Source organism: Variovorax rhizosphaerae, from assembly GCF_037889975.1.
Classification (GTDB): domain Bacteria; phylum Pseudomonadota; class Gammaproteobacteria; order Burkholderiales; family Burkholderiaceae_C; genus Variovorax; species Variovorax rhizosphaerae.
Map to the genome: position 1 here is coordinate 297,875 of NZ_JBBKZT010000001.1, position 17,134 is coordinate 315,008.

Below are 17,134 nucleotides of genomic sequence, written 5' to 3' on the forward strand. Positions count from 1 at the left end.
TGACTTTATGCACGGCCCGGAACGGGACTATGTTGTTAACATTGGGTAACGTTACGTACCGTCGAAAGGCGTTACGCGGACAATTGTTAAACCAATTTCTACATACTCTCATGCCAAGCAAACAAGATTTCCTGGTATTTGGTGCGCCACGGATCGAGCAGGATGACATCGACGCTGTCGAGTCGGTGATGCGATCTGGCTGGCTGGGGACGGGACCCAAGGTTGCCCAGTTCGAGCAAGCCTTTGCGAAGAATCGCGGCGCGTCTCACGCGATGGCGCTGAACTCCTGCACCGCGGCGTTGCACCTCTCACTGCTGGCTTCTGGCGTGGGCCCGGGCGATGAAGTCATCACGACACCACTGACGTTCTGCGCGACGGTCAACGCCATCATCCATGCCGGCGCAACGCCGGTGCTCGCCGACATCGACCCCGAGACGCTGAACATCGATCCGGAACAGGTGCGGCTCAAGATCACGCCCCGTACCCGCGCCATCGTGCCCGTGCACTTCGCCGGCCGACCGTGCGAGATGGATGCCTTGATGGCGCTTGCCAACGAGCACGGCCTCAAGGTCATCGAAGACTGTGCGCATGCGATCGAGACCGAATACCACGGTCGCAGCGCCGGCACGATTGGCGACTTCGGCTGCTTCTCGTTCTACGTCACCAAGAACATCGTGACCGGCGAAGGCGGGATGGTGTTCTCACGCAAGGCCGAGGATGCCGCGCGCATCAAGATCCTCGGGCTGCACGGCATGAGCAAGGACGCGTGGAAGCGCTTCAGCGATGAAGGCTACAAGCACTACTACGTCGTGGCCGCCGGCTTCAAGTACAACATGATGGACCTCCAGGCAGCCCTCGGCCTGAAGCAACTGGAGCGGGTCGAAAAATACTGGCAGCGCCGCAAGGCCATCTGGGCGCGTTACATGGAGGAACTTGCAGACCTGCCCCTGGCATTGCCTGCACCTGCTGCGCCGGACACACGCCACGCCCATCACCTGTTCACCGTGCACATCGACGCGAACCGGTCCGGCATTTCGCGCGATGCATTCCTGGACGCAATGACCGCGCGTGGAATTGGTGTCGGCGTGCACTACCTCTCGCTGAACGAGCATCCGTACTATCAGGAAACCTATGGATGGCAACCCGAAGACACGCCTCACGCGTACCGGGTGGGGCAGCAGACCGTCTCGCTGCCGATGTCAGCGAAGCTGAGTGATGCCGACGTGACCCGGGTCATTGCCGCAGTGCGCGAGGTTCTCGAGGTGCAACACGCGCGGATTCCCGCCGTGGCATGCTGATCTCGGTTCTCATTCCGGCGTATGCAAGGCCGGAGCAGCTCGGCGACGCGCTTGCGAGCATCGCACTGCAGGATCGTTCGGTGGTCGGGGAGGTCATCGTGAGCGACGACAGCCCGCGCGCTTACTGGGAACGCAATCAAGCCGTGATCGCGTCGAGCGGCGTGGCAGACCTGGTCGCCTACTCGCCGAATGAACCGTCGCTGGGCATCTATCCCAATCACTGGTCCCTCGCGGAGAAGGCAAAGTGCAGCCATGTGCTGTTCCTGCACAACGACGACATGCTGTGCCCTGGCGGGCTGCGCGTGCTGTCCGACATGTGCGAGAACGAGACGGACCCACGCGTCAAGCTCTGGTTCGGCAACTGCCTGATCACCGACGAGAACGGCCGCGTGGACCCGGTGCGCACCGCAGAGCGTGATCGCGACTACGGGCGGACCGGCCCGGCGCGCGCCGAGCCGATGTGGCAGTGGTGCCTGACCGAGTCCATTCCGCCCAACTGCTTTCTCGTCGAGCGGGAGGCGTACCTGCGGCACATGCGGGGCTCTAACGACGGCAACGTCGGCGACTGGGCCACCAACGTTCGCATGGCCAACGATGGCGCCTGGGCCCGCTCCACGCGAGCAGAGGTGTCGCTCTATCGCGTGCAAGACGACTCCGTGACGAATGCGGGGCGCGGTGTGGACGTGCACCGCTCCTACGAGTTCTTCCAGCAATTGGAAGTACCGCCTGAATTCGTCGCGCAGAAGGACGCCAGGCTCGCCTTCATGGCGCCGGCGGCGACAGTGCGCTATGCAAGGGATGGCGAAAGACGCAGCGCCTGGACCTGCTACCTTTCAGGTCACTGGAGTTGGCGCAAGCGGCTGTCGGCACGCGGCGCGAAGGCGCTGGTCGCACTCATGATGCCCAAGCCGCTCTGGAAGTGGGCGCTGCGCTACCGCGACTAGAAGCAGGGCGCGCCATCGCCCCATGCGCTTGCCTGTGGCACCACAGGCGCGCCGGTACGCACGGCAGACGTCTCAATCTGCCAACTCCACCCACAGCGGTGCGTGGTCACTGGCACCTTCGATTCCGCGCAGCGCCTTGTCGACCCCCGCCTCCATCATCCGCTTCGAGACAGGCGGACTCAGCAGCACGTGGTCGATGCGCAGCCCCGCGTCCCTCGGCCAGCGGTTGCGCAGGTAGCTCCAGAAGGTGTAGGGCGTCTTGTCGGGGAACTGCTGCTTCAGCGCATCGGTCCAGCCCTGCTTGAGCAAGGCCCGCCATGCGGCGCGCGGCTCGGGTTGCAGCAATGCGTTGTCCTTCCAGGAGGCGGTCGAATAGATGTCCGCGTCGGTCGGCACCACATTGAAGTCACCGGCCAGCACCAACGGATGGCCGGTCTTGATGAGGCTGGCCGCATGGCGGTTCAGGCGCTTGAACCACGCCAGCTTGTAGTCGAATTTCGGCCCCGGCCAGGGATTGCCGTTGGGCAGGTACAGGCAGGCCACGACGATGCCGTTGACCGCGGCCTCGAGGTAGCGGCTTTGCGTGTCGGCCGGCTCGCCCTTGGCCAATGGCAGGCCGCGCCGAGTCTCCAGGGGCACGGCCCCGCGCACGAGGATCGCGACGCCGTTCCACGTGGCCTGGCCATGCACCAGCGCCTCGTAGCCGAGCGCCTTCAATTCACGCCGCGGGAAGGCCGCGGTGGTGCACTTGAGTTCCTGCAGGCAGACCACGTCGGGCTGCGTCACATCCAGCCAGGCGCAAAGTTGCGGCAGGCGATTCACCACCCCGTTGACGTTGTACGAGGCAATGCGCATCCGCTGGACGTTGGCTCAGGCCGCGTTCACGTCCACCCGCACGCGCCCGCGCACCTGCCCGGCCAGCAGCTTCGACGCAGTCGCGGCAGCGGCGCTGAGCCCGATGGTTTCGGTATTGCCTTCCAGCAAGTCCGGCGGCAATTCCTTCGCCAGCCGGCCCCACGCCTCGACACGCTTCGCAAACGGTGCCATCACACTGTCGATGCCCGCCAGCGTGATGCCGCGCAGGATGAAGGGCGCGACGCTGGCCGGCAGGTCCAGGCCTTGCGCCAGGCCGCAGGCGGCCACCGTGCCGCCGTAGCGCAGGCTCGCGCAGACGTTGGCCAGCGTGTGGCTGCCGACGCTGTCGACGGCCGCGGCCCAGCGCTCCTTCTGCAGTGGCTTGCCGGGTGCTGACAGCGTGGCGCGGTCGACGATCTCGGTCGCGCCCAGTTGCTTCAGGTGCTCGGCCTCCGCCGCACGTCCGGTCGATGCATGCACCTCGAAGCCCAGCCGGGCCAGCAGCGCGATGGCGATGGTGCCGACGCCGCCGTTCGCGCCTGTCACGAGCACCGGCCCGTCAGAAGGCTTGAGGCCGTTTCCCTGCAGCGCCATGACGCACAGCATCGAGGTATAGCCGGCCGTGCCGATGGCCATGCACTGGCACGCATCCAGACCCGCGGGAATCGGCACCAGCCAATCGGCCTTCACGCGGGCCTGCTGCGCGAGGCCGCCCCAGTGCGATTCGCCGACGCCCCAGCCGTTCAGCAGCACCGGGTCGCCGGGCTTGTAGCGCGGGTCGCTGCTTTCGGCGACGGTGCCGGCGAAGTCGATGCCCGGCACCAGCGGGAACTTGCGCACCACCGGTGACTTGCCCGTGATGGCCAGGCCGTCCTTGTAGTTGAGCGTGGAATACGCGACGGCGACGCGCACCTCGCCCTCCGGCAATTGCGCTTCGTCGAGCGCGGTGGTGGCGGCCTGGGTGGAGCCGTCTTCGGCCTTGGTGAGGAGCAGTGCGTTGAAGGTCATGGGTCTCTTTGCGGGTTGTGGGTGTGCGCATCAGCGGAGTGCACGAGCATGCCGCAACGATGGGGTCGCTTCCAGGCCGAAACCCAATTCCGCCGACAGTGCGGGGTTGTCCTTGTCGCGCCGCGTGCGCCCATCGTCCTGCGCGTGGATCGCTGTGTCCCGCGCCGGCCCCTTTTCGCGCATCATGGTGCCCCCATGTGTTGCGAATGCCGGACGCGCTCGACATTGCTGCGCGCCGCGCCACCCAAGGAGACCTTGCCGTGTCCACTGTATTTGCGAGTCCCATCGTCCAGATCAAGCCCCTGGGCTTCCCCTGGGAAACGATCGACCCCTTCCTGTTCTGCGCCTACCACGACGATGCCTATCCGCAAGGCAACGGCGAGATGGCCGTCGACGACGCGCTGCTGGCCGGGCGCAACCTCGGCAGCGACTTCAGCCGCAAGGATGGCTGGAGCATGTACCACGGCAACCCGGTGCCGGGCTTCCCGGGGCATCCGCACCGCGGCTTCGAGACGGTGACCATCGTGCGCAAGGGCCTGATCGACCATTCCGATTCGCTGGGCGCAGCGGCCCGCTTCGGCGGCGGCGACGTGCAGTGGGTCACGGCCGGCAAGGGCATCGTGCATTCGGAGATGTTCCCGCTGATGGACGCCGCCGCGCCCAATCCGCTGGAGCTGTTCCAGATCTGGCTGAACCTGCCGGCGCGCAACAAGATGGTGGCGCCGCACTTCACCATGTTCTGGGCGGAGGACATTCCGCGCTTCACCGCGACCGACGAGTCCGGCCGCACCACCCATGTTTCCAGCGTGGCCGGCCGCATCGGCCCGGTCGACGGCCAGCCCGGCGAGGGTGGCCCGCTCGCACCACCGCCGGATTCATGGGCCGCGCAGCCCGATGCCGATGTCGCGATCTGGACCGTCCGCATGTCGCCCGGCGCGCGCTGGACCATGCCGGCCGCGACGGGCAAGGGCACGCGGCGGGCGTTGTACTTCTTCAAGGGCCAGTCGGTCACCGTCGCGGGCGAGGAGATCGATCGGCTGGCCATGATCGAGCTGCGCGCTTCGGAGGAGGTCGAGCTGGTGAACGGCCCCGACGGGGTGTCCGAATTCCTTGTGCTGCAGGGCCGGCCGATCGCCGAGCCGGTGGCCCAGTACGGCCCCTTCGTGATGAACACGCAGGCCGAGATCGCGCAGGCGATGCAGGACTTCCGCCGCACCCAGTTCGGCGGCTGGCCGTGGCCGGATGAGGCGCCGGTGCACGGGCGTGACCCGGCGCGCTTTGCGCGGCATCCGGACGGGCGCGAGGAACGGCCGGCCTGAGCTCCCGCTGAAGCACCGCGGCTTCGGCGAGGGGCGGCGCCGGTCCGCTTTCAGTGATTCAGTGGATCAGACCACGGTGGTCCAATGGCGGCATGGAACAACCGCAAGACATCGACCACCGCCTGGACGAACTGGAGATCAAGGCCAGCTACGCCGAAGACCTGCTGGACCAGCTCAACATGGTCATCTACCGGCAACAGCAGCAGATCGACAGCCTGGTCGAGCAGGTGGTGCTGCTGCGCCAGCAGGGCGCCCAGGCCGGCGCCGGCGGGCCGCGCAACTTGCGGGACGAATTGCCGCCGCATTACTGAGCCGAACGAAGTCCACGCGACACGAGACGGCCTTGCCGAGAAGGGGCGTGAATTGGTCCTACATGCGTTTGCGAAGCACGGGGCTGGCGGTGCCACGAAGGCCATTCACGATGCCGGCATGAACACGAAAACCCTGCTTCCCCGCCGTGTCGCGCCCGTCATCCTGATCGCCGCCCTCGGCGCCTTGTCGCTGTCGGCCTGCGACCAGCGCGTCGCCCAGGAACCTGCGCGTGCGGACGTCGACGCCGTGATCGACAAGACCCGCGACGCCACCGTCGCCGCCGCCAGCAAGGCCGCCGAACTGGCCGAGAAGGCGCGCGACCGGACCGTCGCCTTTGCCAACTCGCCGCAGGTGCGAGAGGACGCCGGCAAGGTCGTCGATGCGCTGAAGAACGTCGGCAACACGGCCGCCGCGAAGGTCGATGACGCGTCGATCACTGCCTCCGTCTCGGCCGGCCTGGCCAAGGACGCCGAACTGAGCGCGCGGCAGATCAACGTCGAGACGCGCGCCGGCACGGTCAAGCTGGTGGGACCTGCGCCGAGCATCGAGGCCAAGGCGCGCGCCAGCGACATCGCCAAGTCCGTGGCCGGCGTCACGGCCGTCGACAACCAGCTGGACGTGCGCAGCTAACCGGTCAGTACGGGCCGCACAGCCACGCGCGGGTGCAGTTCGTGGCGCGCTGGTAGATGAACTTGCCCGGCGTATTGAAAAAGCTCTTCCACTCGATCGCCCCACGCGCGCCCTGCTCGTTCAACTGGGCCAGCAAGGTTTCGTTGCTGGGCTGGTCGACCGCGGTGTAGTCGTAGGTCACTTCCTGCGACTCGTCCTTGCGCCAGTACGCGGTCCCGTAGCCCGAGTAGATCAGGACAAAGCCACGCGCACCCTGGACATTCAATTGGTCGACGTGCGCCTGGATGCTTTCCAACGCCACCGGGATGATCTCGAACCTGCAGCGCGACAGCGGCGCCGCATTGCGTCGCCGCATCGCGAGGTCATGCCACTGTCCACTACTGAGCTCGCAAAAGCCTGCCTGGCCATTGGCGTTGAGCTGCGCAAGGACGTCCTCCGGCCGCTCGGGCGCGGAAGGCGAGCCGATGGTGAACGGCGTGTAGTCATACACCACGTTGCCATCGTCCGAGCCCGGCTTGCTGTAGAGCTGCGGTCCGGTCATCCAGGATCCCCATTGGCTGAATCCCTGCGCGCCCATTGCCACCGCGCTTTCGCCCGCGCGGTGCGTGTAGGTCTCGACGCCCTTCATCATGATCATCTGCGCGCCGTCGAAGCTGGGTCGCGCGTAGGTGTAGCCGGCGAAGGCCGGTGAACTCAGTGTGGCGACAGCGACCGTCGCCGGGCTCGGTCCGTAGAACGCGTTGGGCGCGGCCTTGAAGGTGTAGACCACGCCCGGGCCGGCACCCGGTGCGGGCGGTGGTGGTGGTGGTGGTGGTGGTGGTGGCGGTGCAGGCGGTGGCGGGGGTGGTGCACTGCCCGGCGCGGCAGCAGGTGCCGGCGCCCCCGAACCATCCATCGCCACCGACGGCGCAGCCGGCGCGTTCGCCGCGGGCGATGGCGCGACGGACGGCGGCAACCCCGCGAAGCCGCCGCCCCCTCCGCCACCGCCGCCACACCCCACCAAGCTCGTCGCCAACGCAACGCAGCCGAGCCCTGTCAATAGCTTCATGTCTTCGCTCCCTGATGAATGTCTTGTCGTTCGCGCTGATTGCGCGACCACGAAGAATAAGACCGTTCAGCGCGGCCGCCCCGTGGCCGGGGGCGCAGACATCTCCGACCCAGGAAAAAAGACCGTTGTCAGCCCTGGATTTGCAATTGTTTCCCCGTCATCACCGGCGCCGTCAGCGTCATCAGGATGTCCGCATACCAGGCGCTGTTGAGACCCAGCGATTCATCGAGTTGCAGGTCGCGCGTGCTCATGTCCATGCGAGCGGAATGCACGCCGAGAAGGGTCCACGGCAGCTTGCCGCCGGCCGCAGGCACGCGCTTGACCACCGGTGCGCCACTGGTTCCGCGGTGCGTGCGCGCATCGGTCAGGAAAAATCCCTGCCCCTGGAAGCGCACGCCGAAGGCCGACGCCACGACCGCCTGGCGCACCACCGGCAGGTGATGCACCACGTCATGGAAGCCCAGCGGAAAGCCCACGATCAGCAGCACGCTACCGACCTCCACCTCGTCCAGCGAGCGCGGCAGGTGCTTGGGCGTGAAGCAGAACATCGCGGGATTCGGCGGCAGCGCCTCGCGCGGGATTTCAATGGCGGCCACGTCGATCTCGCCGCCCATGTCGCTGCCCTGGCGCCAGGCGCTCTTGCCGTCCACGTAGAGCCAGACCGAGATGGCGGTGGAGCGCGTGAGGTCGACCGCGTCGGTGTGCAACTCGATCTCGAGGCGGTTGGGGAAATGCTTGGTCGGCGCGTCGATCACCACGTGGCGGCTGGTCACGAAGAAGAGCCGGTCGTCACGTTCGAAGAAGAAGCCGCTGGCGCCAGTCAGGAGCTTGTCGCCGTCGAAGGTCGTCACACGGGCTGTGGAAAGAAGCAGCGACTCGGCCATGGAATGACTTTCAAGGGCCGACGCAGCAGGATCGCGCGGTCGGTGGGCTATTGAACACTAGATCCGCTGCCGACGCATTTGCTGACGACGCCGCCGCTTCTGCCAGCGCGCGAGGATGGCGCTGGCGATCGAGGCGAGCGCGAAGGCTGCGACCTGCCGCGCCAGCGCCTGCGTGGCCGCGTCCAGGCGCTTCGATACTTCGCGCTCGGTCTCGACCGTGCGCGCGAGCGCTTCCTTGCCGGTGGCGGGCGGCACGGGTTGCGCGAGCACGTCCGTGCCTGCCCTGGCCACTTGCTTCGCATGCTCGGTGGCGGCCACGGCTTTGGCCCCGGCCACGGAGCCGTGCGCGTTGGCATAGACCTTGGTGAACTCGGCCCCCAGCAGGAAGATCTGCGCCGCGTAATACACCCAAGCCAGCAGCACCACCAGCGAGCCCGCCGCGGCAAAGGATTCGGTCATGCCGCTCTTGCCCAGGTAAAGCCCGATCAGCGACTTGCCGACCTCGAAAAGCACGGCGGTGACGGCGGCGCCGATCCACACGTCGCGCCAGGCGATCGGCGCGGTCGGCATCAACTTGAAGATCATCGCGAACAGCAGCGTGCTCACCGACAACGAGATCACCACATTGAGCGCCTGCAGCAGCACTTCCCAGCCCGGCATCAGCCCCCCCGTCCAATTGCCAAGCACTGCAAGGCCTGCGCTGACGAGCAGGGACACCATCAGCAGGAAGGCCAGCCCGAGAATGAGCCCGAAGGACAACACTCGCGCCCGCAGCAACGCCCAGACGCCGCTCGGCTTGTCGGCTTCGGGCACATGCCAGATGCGGTCCAGCGCACTTTGCAACTCGGCGAAGACGGTGGTGGCGCCGACCAGCAGCACAGCGATGCTGATCCCGCCCGCGATGAGGCCACGCTTCGGTTCGCTCGCGCTGGCCACCAGGCCCTGCACTGCGGTGGCGCCATCGTGGCCGATCAGGCCGCCCAGTTGCCCGACGATTTCGCCCTGCACCGCCTCCCGCCCGAACAAGGCCCCGGCGACCGCGATCACGATCACCAGCAAGGGCGCGAGCGAGAACATCGTGTAGTACGAGATGGCCGCTCCCATGCTTGGCGCAAAGTCGTCGACCCAGGCGGAAACAGCGTCGCAGCACAGGGCAAGGAGTTGCTTCGGGCTCATGGAATACCAGTGTGGTGTGAGCGTCTACTGTCCTGCGGAGCGCAGCGTGCCGGCGTGCGCCGATCCAGATTCCGCGAGTAGGCCAATGGCGCGGGCCGCAGGGGCGACAGCGAAGATGCAGCCATTCGTCTAGATTCGACGCGGCCCGCTGCCAAGTCTGTCAACGGCCACCCACCCACTACGGAGCCAAGTCCTCATGATCCATGTCGTCGCCATCATCACTGCCAAGTCCGGCCAGCGCGCCCAGGTGCTCGAAGCCTTCGCTGCCAACCGCCCGACGGTGCTGGCCGAAGCCGGTTGCATCGAATACGTCGCCACCATCGACGCCGCCGGCATGCCGCCCTCGCGCGGCACCTTCGGGGACGACACCTTCGTGGTGGTCGAGAAATGGGAAACGCTGGACGCGCTCAAGGCCCATGCCGTGGCGCCGCACATGGCGGCCTATGGGGCGAAGACGAAGGAACTGGTGGAGAACCGCGTCATCCACGTGCTTTCGCCGGTCTGAAAGCGCGACGCCGTCCAGGGCGACAACCTTTGAGAGCTTGAGGCGCCGATACGCAACGCAGTCCGCGTTGCCTCAACCTTGCACGGCAAGCTGCATCGTCGCCAGGTGCAGGTGCAGCGCCTGCAGGTCAGTGCCGCTCATCTTGCCCGGAGGCGAAGGGCATCCCCTTCGCCTCCGGGCCGTCGGCGCGCTTGCCGGTGCAGAACAGGCGCGTCCCATGAAAAACGCGCCCCAAGGGGCGCGTTTTCGTTGCGGATTTGCCGCGCTTACTTGGCGACGACGCGCACCATCTCCAAAACCTTGTTCGAATAACCCCATTCGTTGTCGTACCAACTCACGACCTTGACGAAGGTGCCATCCAGCGCGATGCCGGCTTCGGCGTCGAACACCGAGGTGCGCGGCTCGCCGCGGAAGTCGGTCGAGACGACCTTGTCTTCCGTGTAGCCCAGCACACCCTTCAGCGCGCCTTCCGATTGCGCCTTCATCTCGGCGCAGATCTCGGCGTAGGTGGCGGCCGTTTCCAGCTCCACCACCAGGTCCACCACCGACACGTCGGAGGTCGGCACGCGGAAGCTCATGCCGGTCAGCTTCTTGTTGAGCGAGGGGATCACCACGCCCACGGCCTTGGCCGCGCCAGTGCTCGAGGGGATGATGTTTTCCAGGATGCCGCGGCCGCCGCGCCAGTCCTTGTTGCTCGGGCCGTCGACCGTCTTCTGCGTCGCGGTGGTCGCGTGCACGGTGGTCATCAGGCCGCGCTTGATGCCCCACTTGTCGTGCAGCACCTTGGCCACGGGGGCCAGGCAGTTGGTGGTGCAGCTGGCGTTGCTGATGATCGCTTCGCCCTTGTAGGTGTTGTCGTTGACGCCGTAGACGTACATCGGGGTGTCGTCCTTGCTCGGTGCCGACATCACGACCTTCTTGGCGCCCGCATCGATGTGCTTCTGGCCGGTTTCCTTGGTCAGGAACAGGCCGGTCGCTTCCACCACGATGTCGGCGCCGATGTCGCCCCACTTGAGGTTGGCCGGGTCGCGCTCCTGCGTCAGGCGGATCTTCTTGCCGTTGACGATGAGCGTGTTGCCCTCGACCGCCACTTCGCCCTTGAAGCGGCCATGCACAGAGTCGTACTGCAGCATGTAGGCCAGGTATTCGGGTTCGAGCAGGTCGTTGATGCCGACCACTTCGACGTCCCTGAAGTTCTGCACGGCCGCGCGAAACACCATGCGTCCGATGCGGCCGAAGCCGTTGATACCGATCTTGATTGCCACTGAATTGCTCCTGGGTTGCTTTGAAAAAGGGTTACTTCGCGAGCACGGCGCGAACCGTGTCCGCCACGTTCTCGGGCGTGAAGCCGAAATGCTTGAACAGCGCCGGCGCCGGTGCCGATTCGCCGAAGGTGTCGATGCCGACGACGGCGGCGCAGCCGTACTTCCACCAGCCGTCCGTCACACCCATCTCGACGGCGATGCGCGGCACGCCGGCGGGCAGCACGGCCTCCTTGTAGGCCGCGGCCTGGCGGTCGAACACCGTCGTGCTGGGCATCGAAACGACGCGAACGGCGATTTTCTTTTCCGCGAGCAGCTTTTGCGCCGCGACGGCGTGCTGGACTTCCGAGCCCGTGGCAATCAGCACGGCCTGCGCTTTTTTCTTCAGGCCGGCGTCAGCCGGCTCGCTGAGCACATAGGCGCCCTTGCTGATGTCGGCCAGGTCGGTCTTCGCCGCATAGGCGATGTTCTGGCGCGAGAGCAGCAGCGCGCTCGGGCGGCCCTGCGTCTGCAGCGCGACGGCCCAGGCCACGGCCGTTTCCGCGGTGTCGCCCGGACGCCAGACGTCCAGGTTCGGGATCAGGCGCAGCGACGCGGCATGCTCGATGGACTGGTGCGTCGGGCCGTCTTCACCGAGCCCGATGGAGTCGTGCGTGAACACATGGATCACGCGGCGCTTCATCAATGCGGCCATGCGGATCGCGTTGCGGCTGTAGTCGCTGAAGGTCAGGAAGGTGCCGCCGTAGGGGATGTATCCGCCGTGCAGCGCCACGCCGTTCATGATCGCGGCCATGCCGAACTCGCGCACGCCGTAGTTGATGTGGCGGCCGATCTGGCCGTGGGCCGGCTCGGCGCCGCTGGTGGTGCTGTCGGGGCAGGCTTCGTCCTCGGCGCCCTGGTCGGGTTGCTCGACCGGCGCGGTCATCACGACGTCTCCGCTGGCGTCGAAGCGCAGGGCGGGCGTGCTCTTGGTGTTGGTAAGGTTGGAACCGGTCAGGTCGGCGCTGCCGCCGAGCATTTCCGGCAGGGCGGCAGTGAAGGACTCCAGCGCGAGCTGCGAGGCCTTGCGCGAAGCGACGGTCTCGGCCTTGGTGTGGGCCGCAACGACGGTGTCGAACGCGACCTGGTTGAAGTCGGCGGGCAGGTCGCCCTTCATGCGGCGCGTGAACTCGGCGGCCAGCGCGGGATGGGCTGCCGAATAGGCGGCGAACTTGTCGTTCCAGGCCGCTTCTTCCTTGGCGCCGCGTTCCTTGCCGTCCCAGTCGGCGTACACCTCGGCCGGGACTTCGAAGGCCGGCCAGGTCCAGCCGATGGCTTCGCGCGTGAGCTTGATTTCCTCGGCGCCCAGCGGCTCGCCGTGGGCCTTGGCGGTGTTGGCGCGGTTCGGGCTGCCCTTGCCGATCTGCGTCTTGCAGACGATCAGCGTGGGCTGGTTCTCGCTGGCGCCGTGCGCCTTGGCTTCAGTGATGGCCTTCGACACCGCGGCGGCATCGTTGCCGTCGATCGGGCCGATCACGTGCCAGCCGTAGGCCTTGAAGCGCTCCGAGGTGTTGTCGATGAACCAGGGCTTGACCTGGCCGTCGATGCTGATGCCGTTGTCGTCGTACAGCGCGATCAGCTTGCCCAGGCGCCAGGCGCCGGCGATGGCGCAGGCTTCGTGGCTGATGCCTTCCATCATGCAGCCGTCACCGAGGAAGACGTAGGTGTGGTGGTCGACGATGTCGTGGCCGTTGCGGTTGAACTCGCTGGCCAGCAGCTTCTCGGCGAGCGCGAAGCCGACGGCGTTGGCAATGCCCTGGCCGAGCGGGCCGGTGGTGGTTTCCACGCCGGGCGTGACGTCGACTTCCGGGTGGCCCGGCGTCTTGCTGTGCAATTGGCGGAAGTGCTTGAGCTGGTCGATCGGCAGGTCGTAGCCGGCCAGGTGGAGCACGGCGTACTGCAGCATCGAGGCATGGCCGTTCGACAGGATGAAGCGGTCGCGGTTGGCCCAGTGCGGGTTGGTGGGGTTGAACTGCAGGTGCTCGCCCCAGAGTGCGACAGCCATGTCGGCCATGCCCATGGGCGCACCCGGGTGGCCCGAGTTGGCGGTTTGCACGGCGTCCATTGCCAACGCGCGAATCGCGTTGGCCATCAGGGCTTGGTTGGCCATTTGGGAAGGCTTTCGAGGAGGGGGATTGGGGGGAGCCCGCGATTTTAGCGACCGCGCCCTCCGGTCCGCTCGGGCGGGCTGCCGGGGCACGCCGAAGCGTATTTCAACGGCCTGCTAGAGTGCCGCGCATGCACGGGCTGCACCTTACCGCCGACCTTCACGATTGCCAATGCGAATCGCGCTGGATGCTCGATGCCGAGGCGCTGGGCGCCGCCTGTATCGAAGCCGTCGAGGCCGCGGGCCTGCAAGGCGTGGCGCGGCTTTTCCATGCCTTTCCATCAACCCCACAGGGCGCGGGCGGTGTCACGGCCACCGTGCTGCTCGCCGAGTCGCACCTGTGCATCCACACCTGGCCGGAGCAGCACGCCGTCACGCTCGACGTCTACGTCTGCAACTTCGGCGGCGACCATTCGGCGAAGGCGCATGCCTTGATGGCGACCTTGCTGGCCCTGTTCGAGCCGGCGCATGTCGAGCGCCATGCGGTGACGCGCGGGACGCTGGCGGCCGTGAACGCCTGAGGACTTCCCTTCGATGAGTGCAAAAGCAATGATCCTCGCGGCCGGCCGCGGCGAGCGGATGCGTCCGCTGACCGACGTGACGCCCAAGCCCTTGCTGGTGGTGCACGGCAAGCCGCTCATGCAATGGCCGATGGAGGCGCTGGCGGCGGGTGGCTTCACCGACCTGGTGGTGAACACGGCCTGGCTCGGCGAGCAGATCGCCAGTCACTTCGGGCCTTCCGTGACCTACTCGCACGAGGGCCTCGATTTCGGCGGCGCGCTGGAGACGGCAGGCGGCGTGCTTCGTGCACTGCCCTTGCTGGGCGACGTCTTCTGGGTCGCCGCCGGCGATGTCTACGCGCCGGACTTCCGGTTCACCCAGGATGCCGTGGCGCGATTCCAGGCGGGCGACATGCTGGCGCACCTGTGGCTCGTTCCCAATCCGGCGCACAACCCGCGGGGAGATTTCGGCCTCTCGGACGATGGCCTCGCATTGAGCGAGGCCGCGCAGAAGTACACCTTCTCCACGATCGCCCTGTACCGTGCGGCCTTGTTCGCGCCACCCTGGTGCGCCATTCCCGCCGGCAATCCGCAAGGCCGGAAGGCCGCGCTGGCGCCACTGCTGCGCGCCGCGATGGCGGCCGGCCGCGTGAGCGGCGAGCTCTACCGGGGCGCGTGGACCGATGTGGGCACTCCGGAACGGCTCGCGCAGTTGAACGCCCGGGAAGACTGGTCCGCCTGATACGACATCGCCTTCGAGCGCATGACTGCGCTGATTGCAATGTCGTATGAGGAGCGCGCCGATGGTGGGTGCTGCCGTCGTCAAGATCCTGCCGCCGCCAAGCGCAGCTGCTGATGCGACCCTCCACGGATGCGCATTGCGGATGGATTCGACACCTCAGGGAACATTCGTCCCCGACACTTGGAACGGCTTGCCCGGCAAGTCCAGCTTGCCGCCGTACTCGACCTTGGTGGACCCGGTCGGAGTCACCGGGCAACCGGTGGGCCTCGGGCAGGACTTGTTTTCGAGAAAGAGCACCGGCCCGTAGCGGAAGTTGTGCACCGCCTTGCCTTGGTAGTCGGCGACGGTCACCACGAAAGCCCAGTTCGCGAAGTTGTCCGCATCGTCGATGGCGATCGGATCCTCCATGCGCGGATCCTGGAACGAACGAACGATGCTGCTGCCCTCCGCCCCGAAGCGAACCCACGAGATCTTGCGATCACCACGCGAGTTCACCAGCACCTGCTTGTTCGGATCGGCGTACTGCTGAATGGGGCTGAAAAGGTCCGGGTCGTCCGGCTCGCCCCGCGAGACGCCCAGCGACGTCGGATTGCGGCCCACACTGATGGCGAACTGCGGCAGTTCGACAATGGCGGAGGCGGCAGGCGACGTGGCCACCCCTCCGGGCGCATAGCCACCCAGATCGAACACGCGCAGGGTGCCACCCTGCGTGGCGATCCACGCGCGTTGCGGGCTGCCCCATGCGGTGGTCTTGACCGCGGTGGGCTTGTCGGCCAGCGCGATCATCTTGACGACCTTCGGTGTCTGTTGCGGCTGGTTCGAGAAGGAGTAGGGCCACTGCGTGTCGGCATGGCCGAGGCTGGCCATGCGCGCGTTGAAGGTGCCCAGGTCGCCGCCGAAGTAGACGCTGTTGACATAGCTGAACAGCGGCTTCAGGTCGATGAAGGCCGCTTTCTTCTCCGACTTGGAGATCACCACCGCCATGCCACCCTTGGGGTACCTTCCGGAGAGATTTCCGTTCAGGAAGGCCTGCCGGTTGGCCTGGTTGGTCAGCGGATGGGTGAAGCCCATGAACCCGATGCCGGCCTGGTCATCGTCCTTGGCCAGGTTCTTCGTCATCGCCGAGGTCACCCTCGCCTCCACGATCGTCTCGAAGGGATCCAGCCCGGTGGTCACGGCGACCTCGGTGGGTGCATTCATCACGGAGCCGTCCGGCGCGACCAGGTCGACATAGCCGAGGATCTTCATGAAGGCGGTGTTGCCCGCGTTCGGCAACCCGGGGTAGACGGCGTCCCACTCCCGCCACCAGTTGTACCAGGCATGGTAGGTGCCGTTGGCCTCCCGGTTGAATGGATTGCAGTTGTCGCACAGGCCGGCCAGCGCCACCACCGCGAGCTGGCCCTTGAGCGCAGTCGTGTCCCAGATCGTGACCAGCGCGAACTCGCTGTCGGGTGTCATGGCGACGCCGGTCGGCACCTTGTTGGGCGGCAGCTTCACAGATGCCCTGTTCAGGGTCGTGTTGTTGCCCACCGTGGCGATCACACCGTTCTGGAAAACCGCCATGCCCGAGGCACAGTAGCCGGCACGGCGGCCAGCACAGCGCTCGACTGCGATCGGGTCGCCGCTGACGAGGCCGGCCTTCTTGTAGTCCAGCACGTTGACACTGTCCATGCCGCCCCCGTAGAGAGTCCAGCTCAACTGCGGCAGCTGGGCGAAGGTGCCCAGGGTGTGATTCGTGGTCTGGATGTCGGCCATGCCGACATTGGCCGCGCTGTCGGCAACGAACGCCACGTTCGCCTGGTTGCTGGAATACAGCCCGACCTCGGTGGCGCGCGTGCCGATCTGCCACCGGTTCTGGTGATCGGGAGCCATGTACGGGTAATCGGGTGTCAGGTTGTCGGGACGCGGGCCAAACAACCGGGCGCCACCGCTGGCGCCGCAAGACGCGGCATTCGGTCCATACCGGTAGGTGATGCCCGCGTCCTTGCTGAGCTGGGCGGCCATTGCCCGGTACGAGTCCGGAACGACCGTGAGCGAGGCATCCACGACATCGTCGATCGTGACGCCGCAGTAAGTTGCCTTGGCAGGAACGGTGCCGGGCACCGTGCCGACCCCGACCCCGACCCCGACCCCAGGTGCGGGATTGACGGGCGTTGCGGCGGTTCCGCCTCCGGTGCCTTCGCCACCGGCGACGATCGCGCCGGTTACGGTGCCGCCCGTGCTACCCGTGCTACCCGTGCTGCCGGTGCTACCCGTGCTGCCTGTACTGCCTGTGCTGCCTGTGCTGCCTGTGCCACCCGTGCTGCCGGTGCCCGTTGTCCCGACACCCGGGTTCGCAGCACCGCCGTGGCTGGTCACTACGTTTGCGGGAGCTGACGCAGGCTTGGCCAAAGCCACTGTGCTGGTATCTGCGCTGTGCACAAGGAATCCGCCACCCCCTCCGCCGCCCCCTCCGCCGCAGCCAATCAACGAAATGGATACCAAAAGTTGCAATTTTGACCAATT

Annotated in this window: 16 protein-coding genes; 8 read left to right on the forward strand and 8 right to left on the reverse strand. The window is 66.6% G+C overall.

What is annotated here, in order from left to right; all coding sequences use genetic code 11:
* Window positions 1–29 precede the first annotated feature (29 nt).
* Both WKW82_RS01305 and WKW82_RS01310 read left to right on the forward strand, forming a co-directional pair.
* Window positions 30–1,298, forward strand: a complete 1,269-nt coding sequence (locus tag WKW82_RS01305) for a DegT/DnrJ/EryC1/StrS family aminotransferase (protein WP_340340445.1) — start codon at window positions 30–32, stop codon at window positions 1,296–1,298.
* Window positions 1,292–2,242 carry a glycosyltransferase family A protein gene (locus WKW82_RS01310; protein ID WP_340340446.1) on the forward strand — a complete coding sequence of 317 codons (951 nt, stop codon included), beginning with the start codon at window positions 1,292–1,294 and terminating at the stop codon, window positions 2,240–2,242. The genes WKW82_RS01305 and WKW82_RS01310 overlap by 7 nt, the downstream gene beginning before the upstream one ends.
* Before the next feature lie 72 nt (window positions 2,243–2,314).
* On the opposite strand, the gene WKW82_RS01315 is transcribed toward WKW82_RS01310, so the two are convergent.
* Window positions 2,315–3,097, reverse strand: a complete 783-nt coding sequence (locus WKW82_RS01315; protein ID WP_340340447.1) for an exodeoxyribonuclease III — start codon at window positions 3,095–3,097, stop codon at window positions 2,315–2,317.
* A 15-nt stretch (window positions 3,098–3,112) separates the two neighbouring features.
* Window positions 3,113–4,105 (reverse strand): acrylyl-CoA reductase (NADPH), encoded by a 993-nt coding sequence (acuI, locus tag WKW82_RS01320; protein ID WP_340340448.1) that lies wholly within the window; start codon window positions 4,103–4,105, stop codon window positions 3,113–3,115.
* 260 nt (window positions 4,106–4,365) lie between these two features.
* On the opposite strand from acuI, the gene WKW82_RS01325 reads away from it, so the two are divergent.
* The 3 genes from WKW82_RS01325 to WKW82_RS01335 all read left to right on the forward strand — a co-directional run bounded on the left by WKW82_RS01325 (window position 4,366) and on the right by WKW82_RS01335 (window position 6,366).
* Complete coding sequence (locus WKW82_RS01325) at window positions 4,366–5,424, forward strand: pirin family protein (protein ID WP_422823388.1); 1,059 nt, start codon at window positions 4,366–4,368, stop codon at window positions 5,422–5,424.
* A 92-nt stretch (window positions 5,425–5,516) separates the two neighbouring features.
* Window positions 5,517–5,735 carry a SlyX family protein gene (locus tag WKW82_RS01330; protein WP_340340450.1) on the forward strand — a complete coding sequence of 73 codons (219 nt, stop codon included), beginning with the start codon at window positions 5,517–5,519 and terminating at the stop codon, window positions 5,733–5,735.
* Window positions 5,736–5,853: 118 nt separating this feature from the next.
* On the forward strand, window positions 5,854–6,366 hold the full coding sequence (locus tag WKW82_RS01335; protein WP_340340451.1) for a BON domain-containing protein: 513 nt from the start codon (window positions 5,854–5,856) through the stop codon (window positions 6,364–6,366).
* 4 nt (window positions 6,367–6,370) lie between these two features.
* Here WKW82_RS01335 and WKW82_RS01340 read toward each other — a convergent pair whose 3' ends face one another.
* The 3 genes from WKW82_RS01340 to WKW82_RS01350 all read right to left on the reverse strand — a co-directional run bounded on the left by WKW82_RS01340 (window position 6,371) and on the right by WKW82_RS01350 (window position 9,474).
* Entirely contained in the window at window positions 6,371–7,414 is a 1,044-nt protein-coding gene (locus tag WKW82_RS01340) for a hypothetical protein (RefSeq protein ID WP_340340452.1), read from the reverse strand.
* 128 nt (window positions 7,415–7,542) lie between these two features.
* Window positions 7,543–8,298: a trypsin-like peptidase domain-containing protein gene (locus WKW82_RS01345; protein WP_340340453.1), complete on the reverse strand. Its 756-nt coding sequence runs from the start codon at window positions 8,296–8,298 to the stop codon at window positions 7,543–7,545.
* A gap of 57 nt (window positions 8,299–8,355) precedes the next feature.
* Window positions 8,356–9,474 carry a YihY/virulence factor BrkB family protein gene (locus WKW82_RS01350; protein WP_340340454.1) on the reverse strand — a complete coding sequence of 373 codons (1,119 nt, stop codon included), beginning with the start codon at window positions 9,472–9,474 and terminating at the stop codon, window positions 8,356–8,358.
* Between the two features lie 196 nt (window positions 9,475–9,670).
* On the opposite strand from WKW82_RS01350, the gene WKW82_RS01355 reads away from it, so the two are divergent.
* Complete coding sequence (locus WKW82_RS01355; protein WP_340340455.1) at window positions 9,671–9,979, forward strand: putative quinol monooxygenase; 309 nt, start codon at window positions 9,671–9,673, stop codon at window positions 9,977–9,979.
* 266 nt (window positions 9,980–10,245) lie between these two features.
* Here the strand turns inward: WKW82_RS01355 and gap are convergent, their stop codons facing one another.
* Together gap and WKW82_RS01365 are read right to left on the reverse strand one after the other, a co-directional pair.
* Window positions 10,246–11,244: a type I glyceraldehyde-3-phosphate dehydrogenase gene (gap, locus tag WKW82_RS01360; RefSeq protein WP_340340456.1), complete on the reverse strand. Its 999-nt coding sequence runs from the start codon at window positions 11,242–11,244 to the stop codon at window positions 10,246–10,248.
* 31 nt (window positions 11,245–11,275) lie between these two features.
* The gene (locus tag WKW82_RS01365; protein ID WP_340340457.1) at window positions 11,276–13,390 is read right to left on the reverse strand and encodes a transketolase family protein; all 2,115 of its coding nucleotides are present in this window, start codon (window positions 13,388–13,390) and stop codon (window positions 11,276–11,278) included.
* A 128-nt stretch (window positions 13,391–13,518) separates the two neighbouring features.
* Between WKW82_RS01365 and speD the strand changes: the two genes are divergently transcribed.
* Together speD and WKW82_RS01375 are read left to right on the forward strand one after the other, a co-directional pair.
* Window positions 13,519–13,908, forward strand: a complete 390-nt coding sequence (gene speD / locus WKW82_RS01370; protein WP_340340458.1) for an adenosylmethionine decarboxylase — start codon at window positions 13,519–13,521, stop codon at window positions 13,906–13,908.
* 28 nt (window positions 13,909–13,936) lie between these two features.
* A complete protein-coding gene (locus tag WKW82_RS01375; protein WP_340340916.1) occupies window positions 13,937–14,629 on the forward strand; it encodes a nucleotidyltransferase family protein in 693 nt (230 codons plus the stop codon).
* Between the two features lie 156 nt (window positions 14,630–14,785).
* On the opposite strand, the gene WKW82_RS01380 is transcribed toward WKW82_RS01375, so the two are convergent.
* Entirely contained in the window at window positions 14,786–16,987 is a 2,202-nt protein-coding gene (locus tag WKW82_RS01380) for a hypothetical protein (RefSeq protein ID WP_340340459.1), read from the reverse strand.
* Window positions 16,988–17,134: the final 147 nt, after the last annotated feature.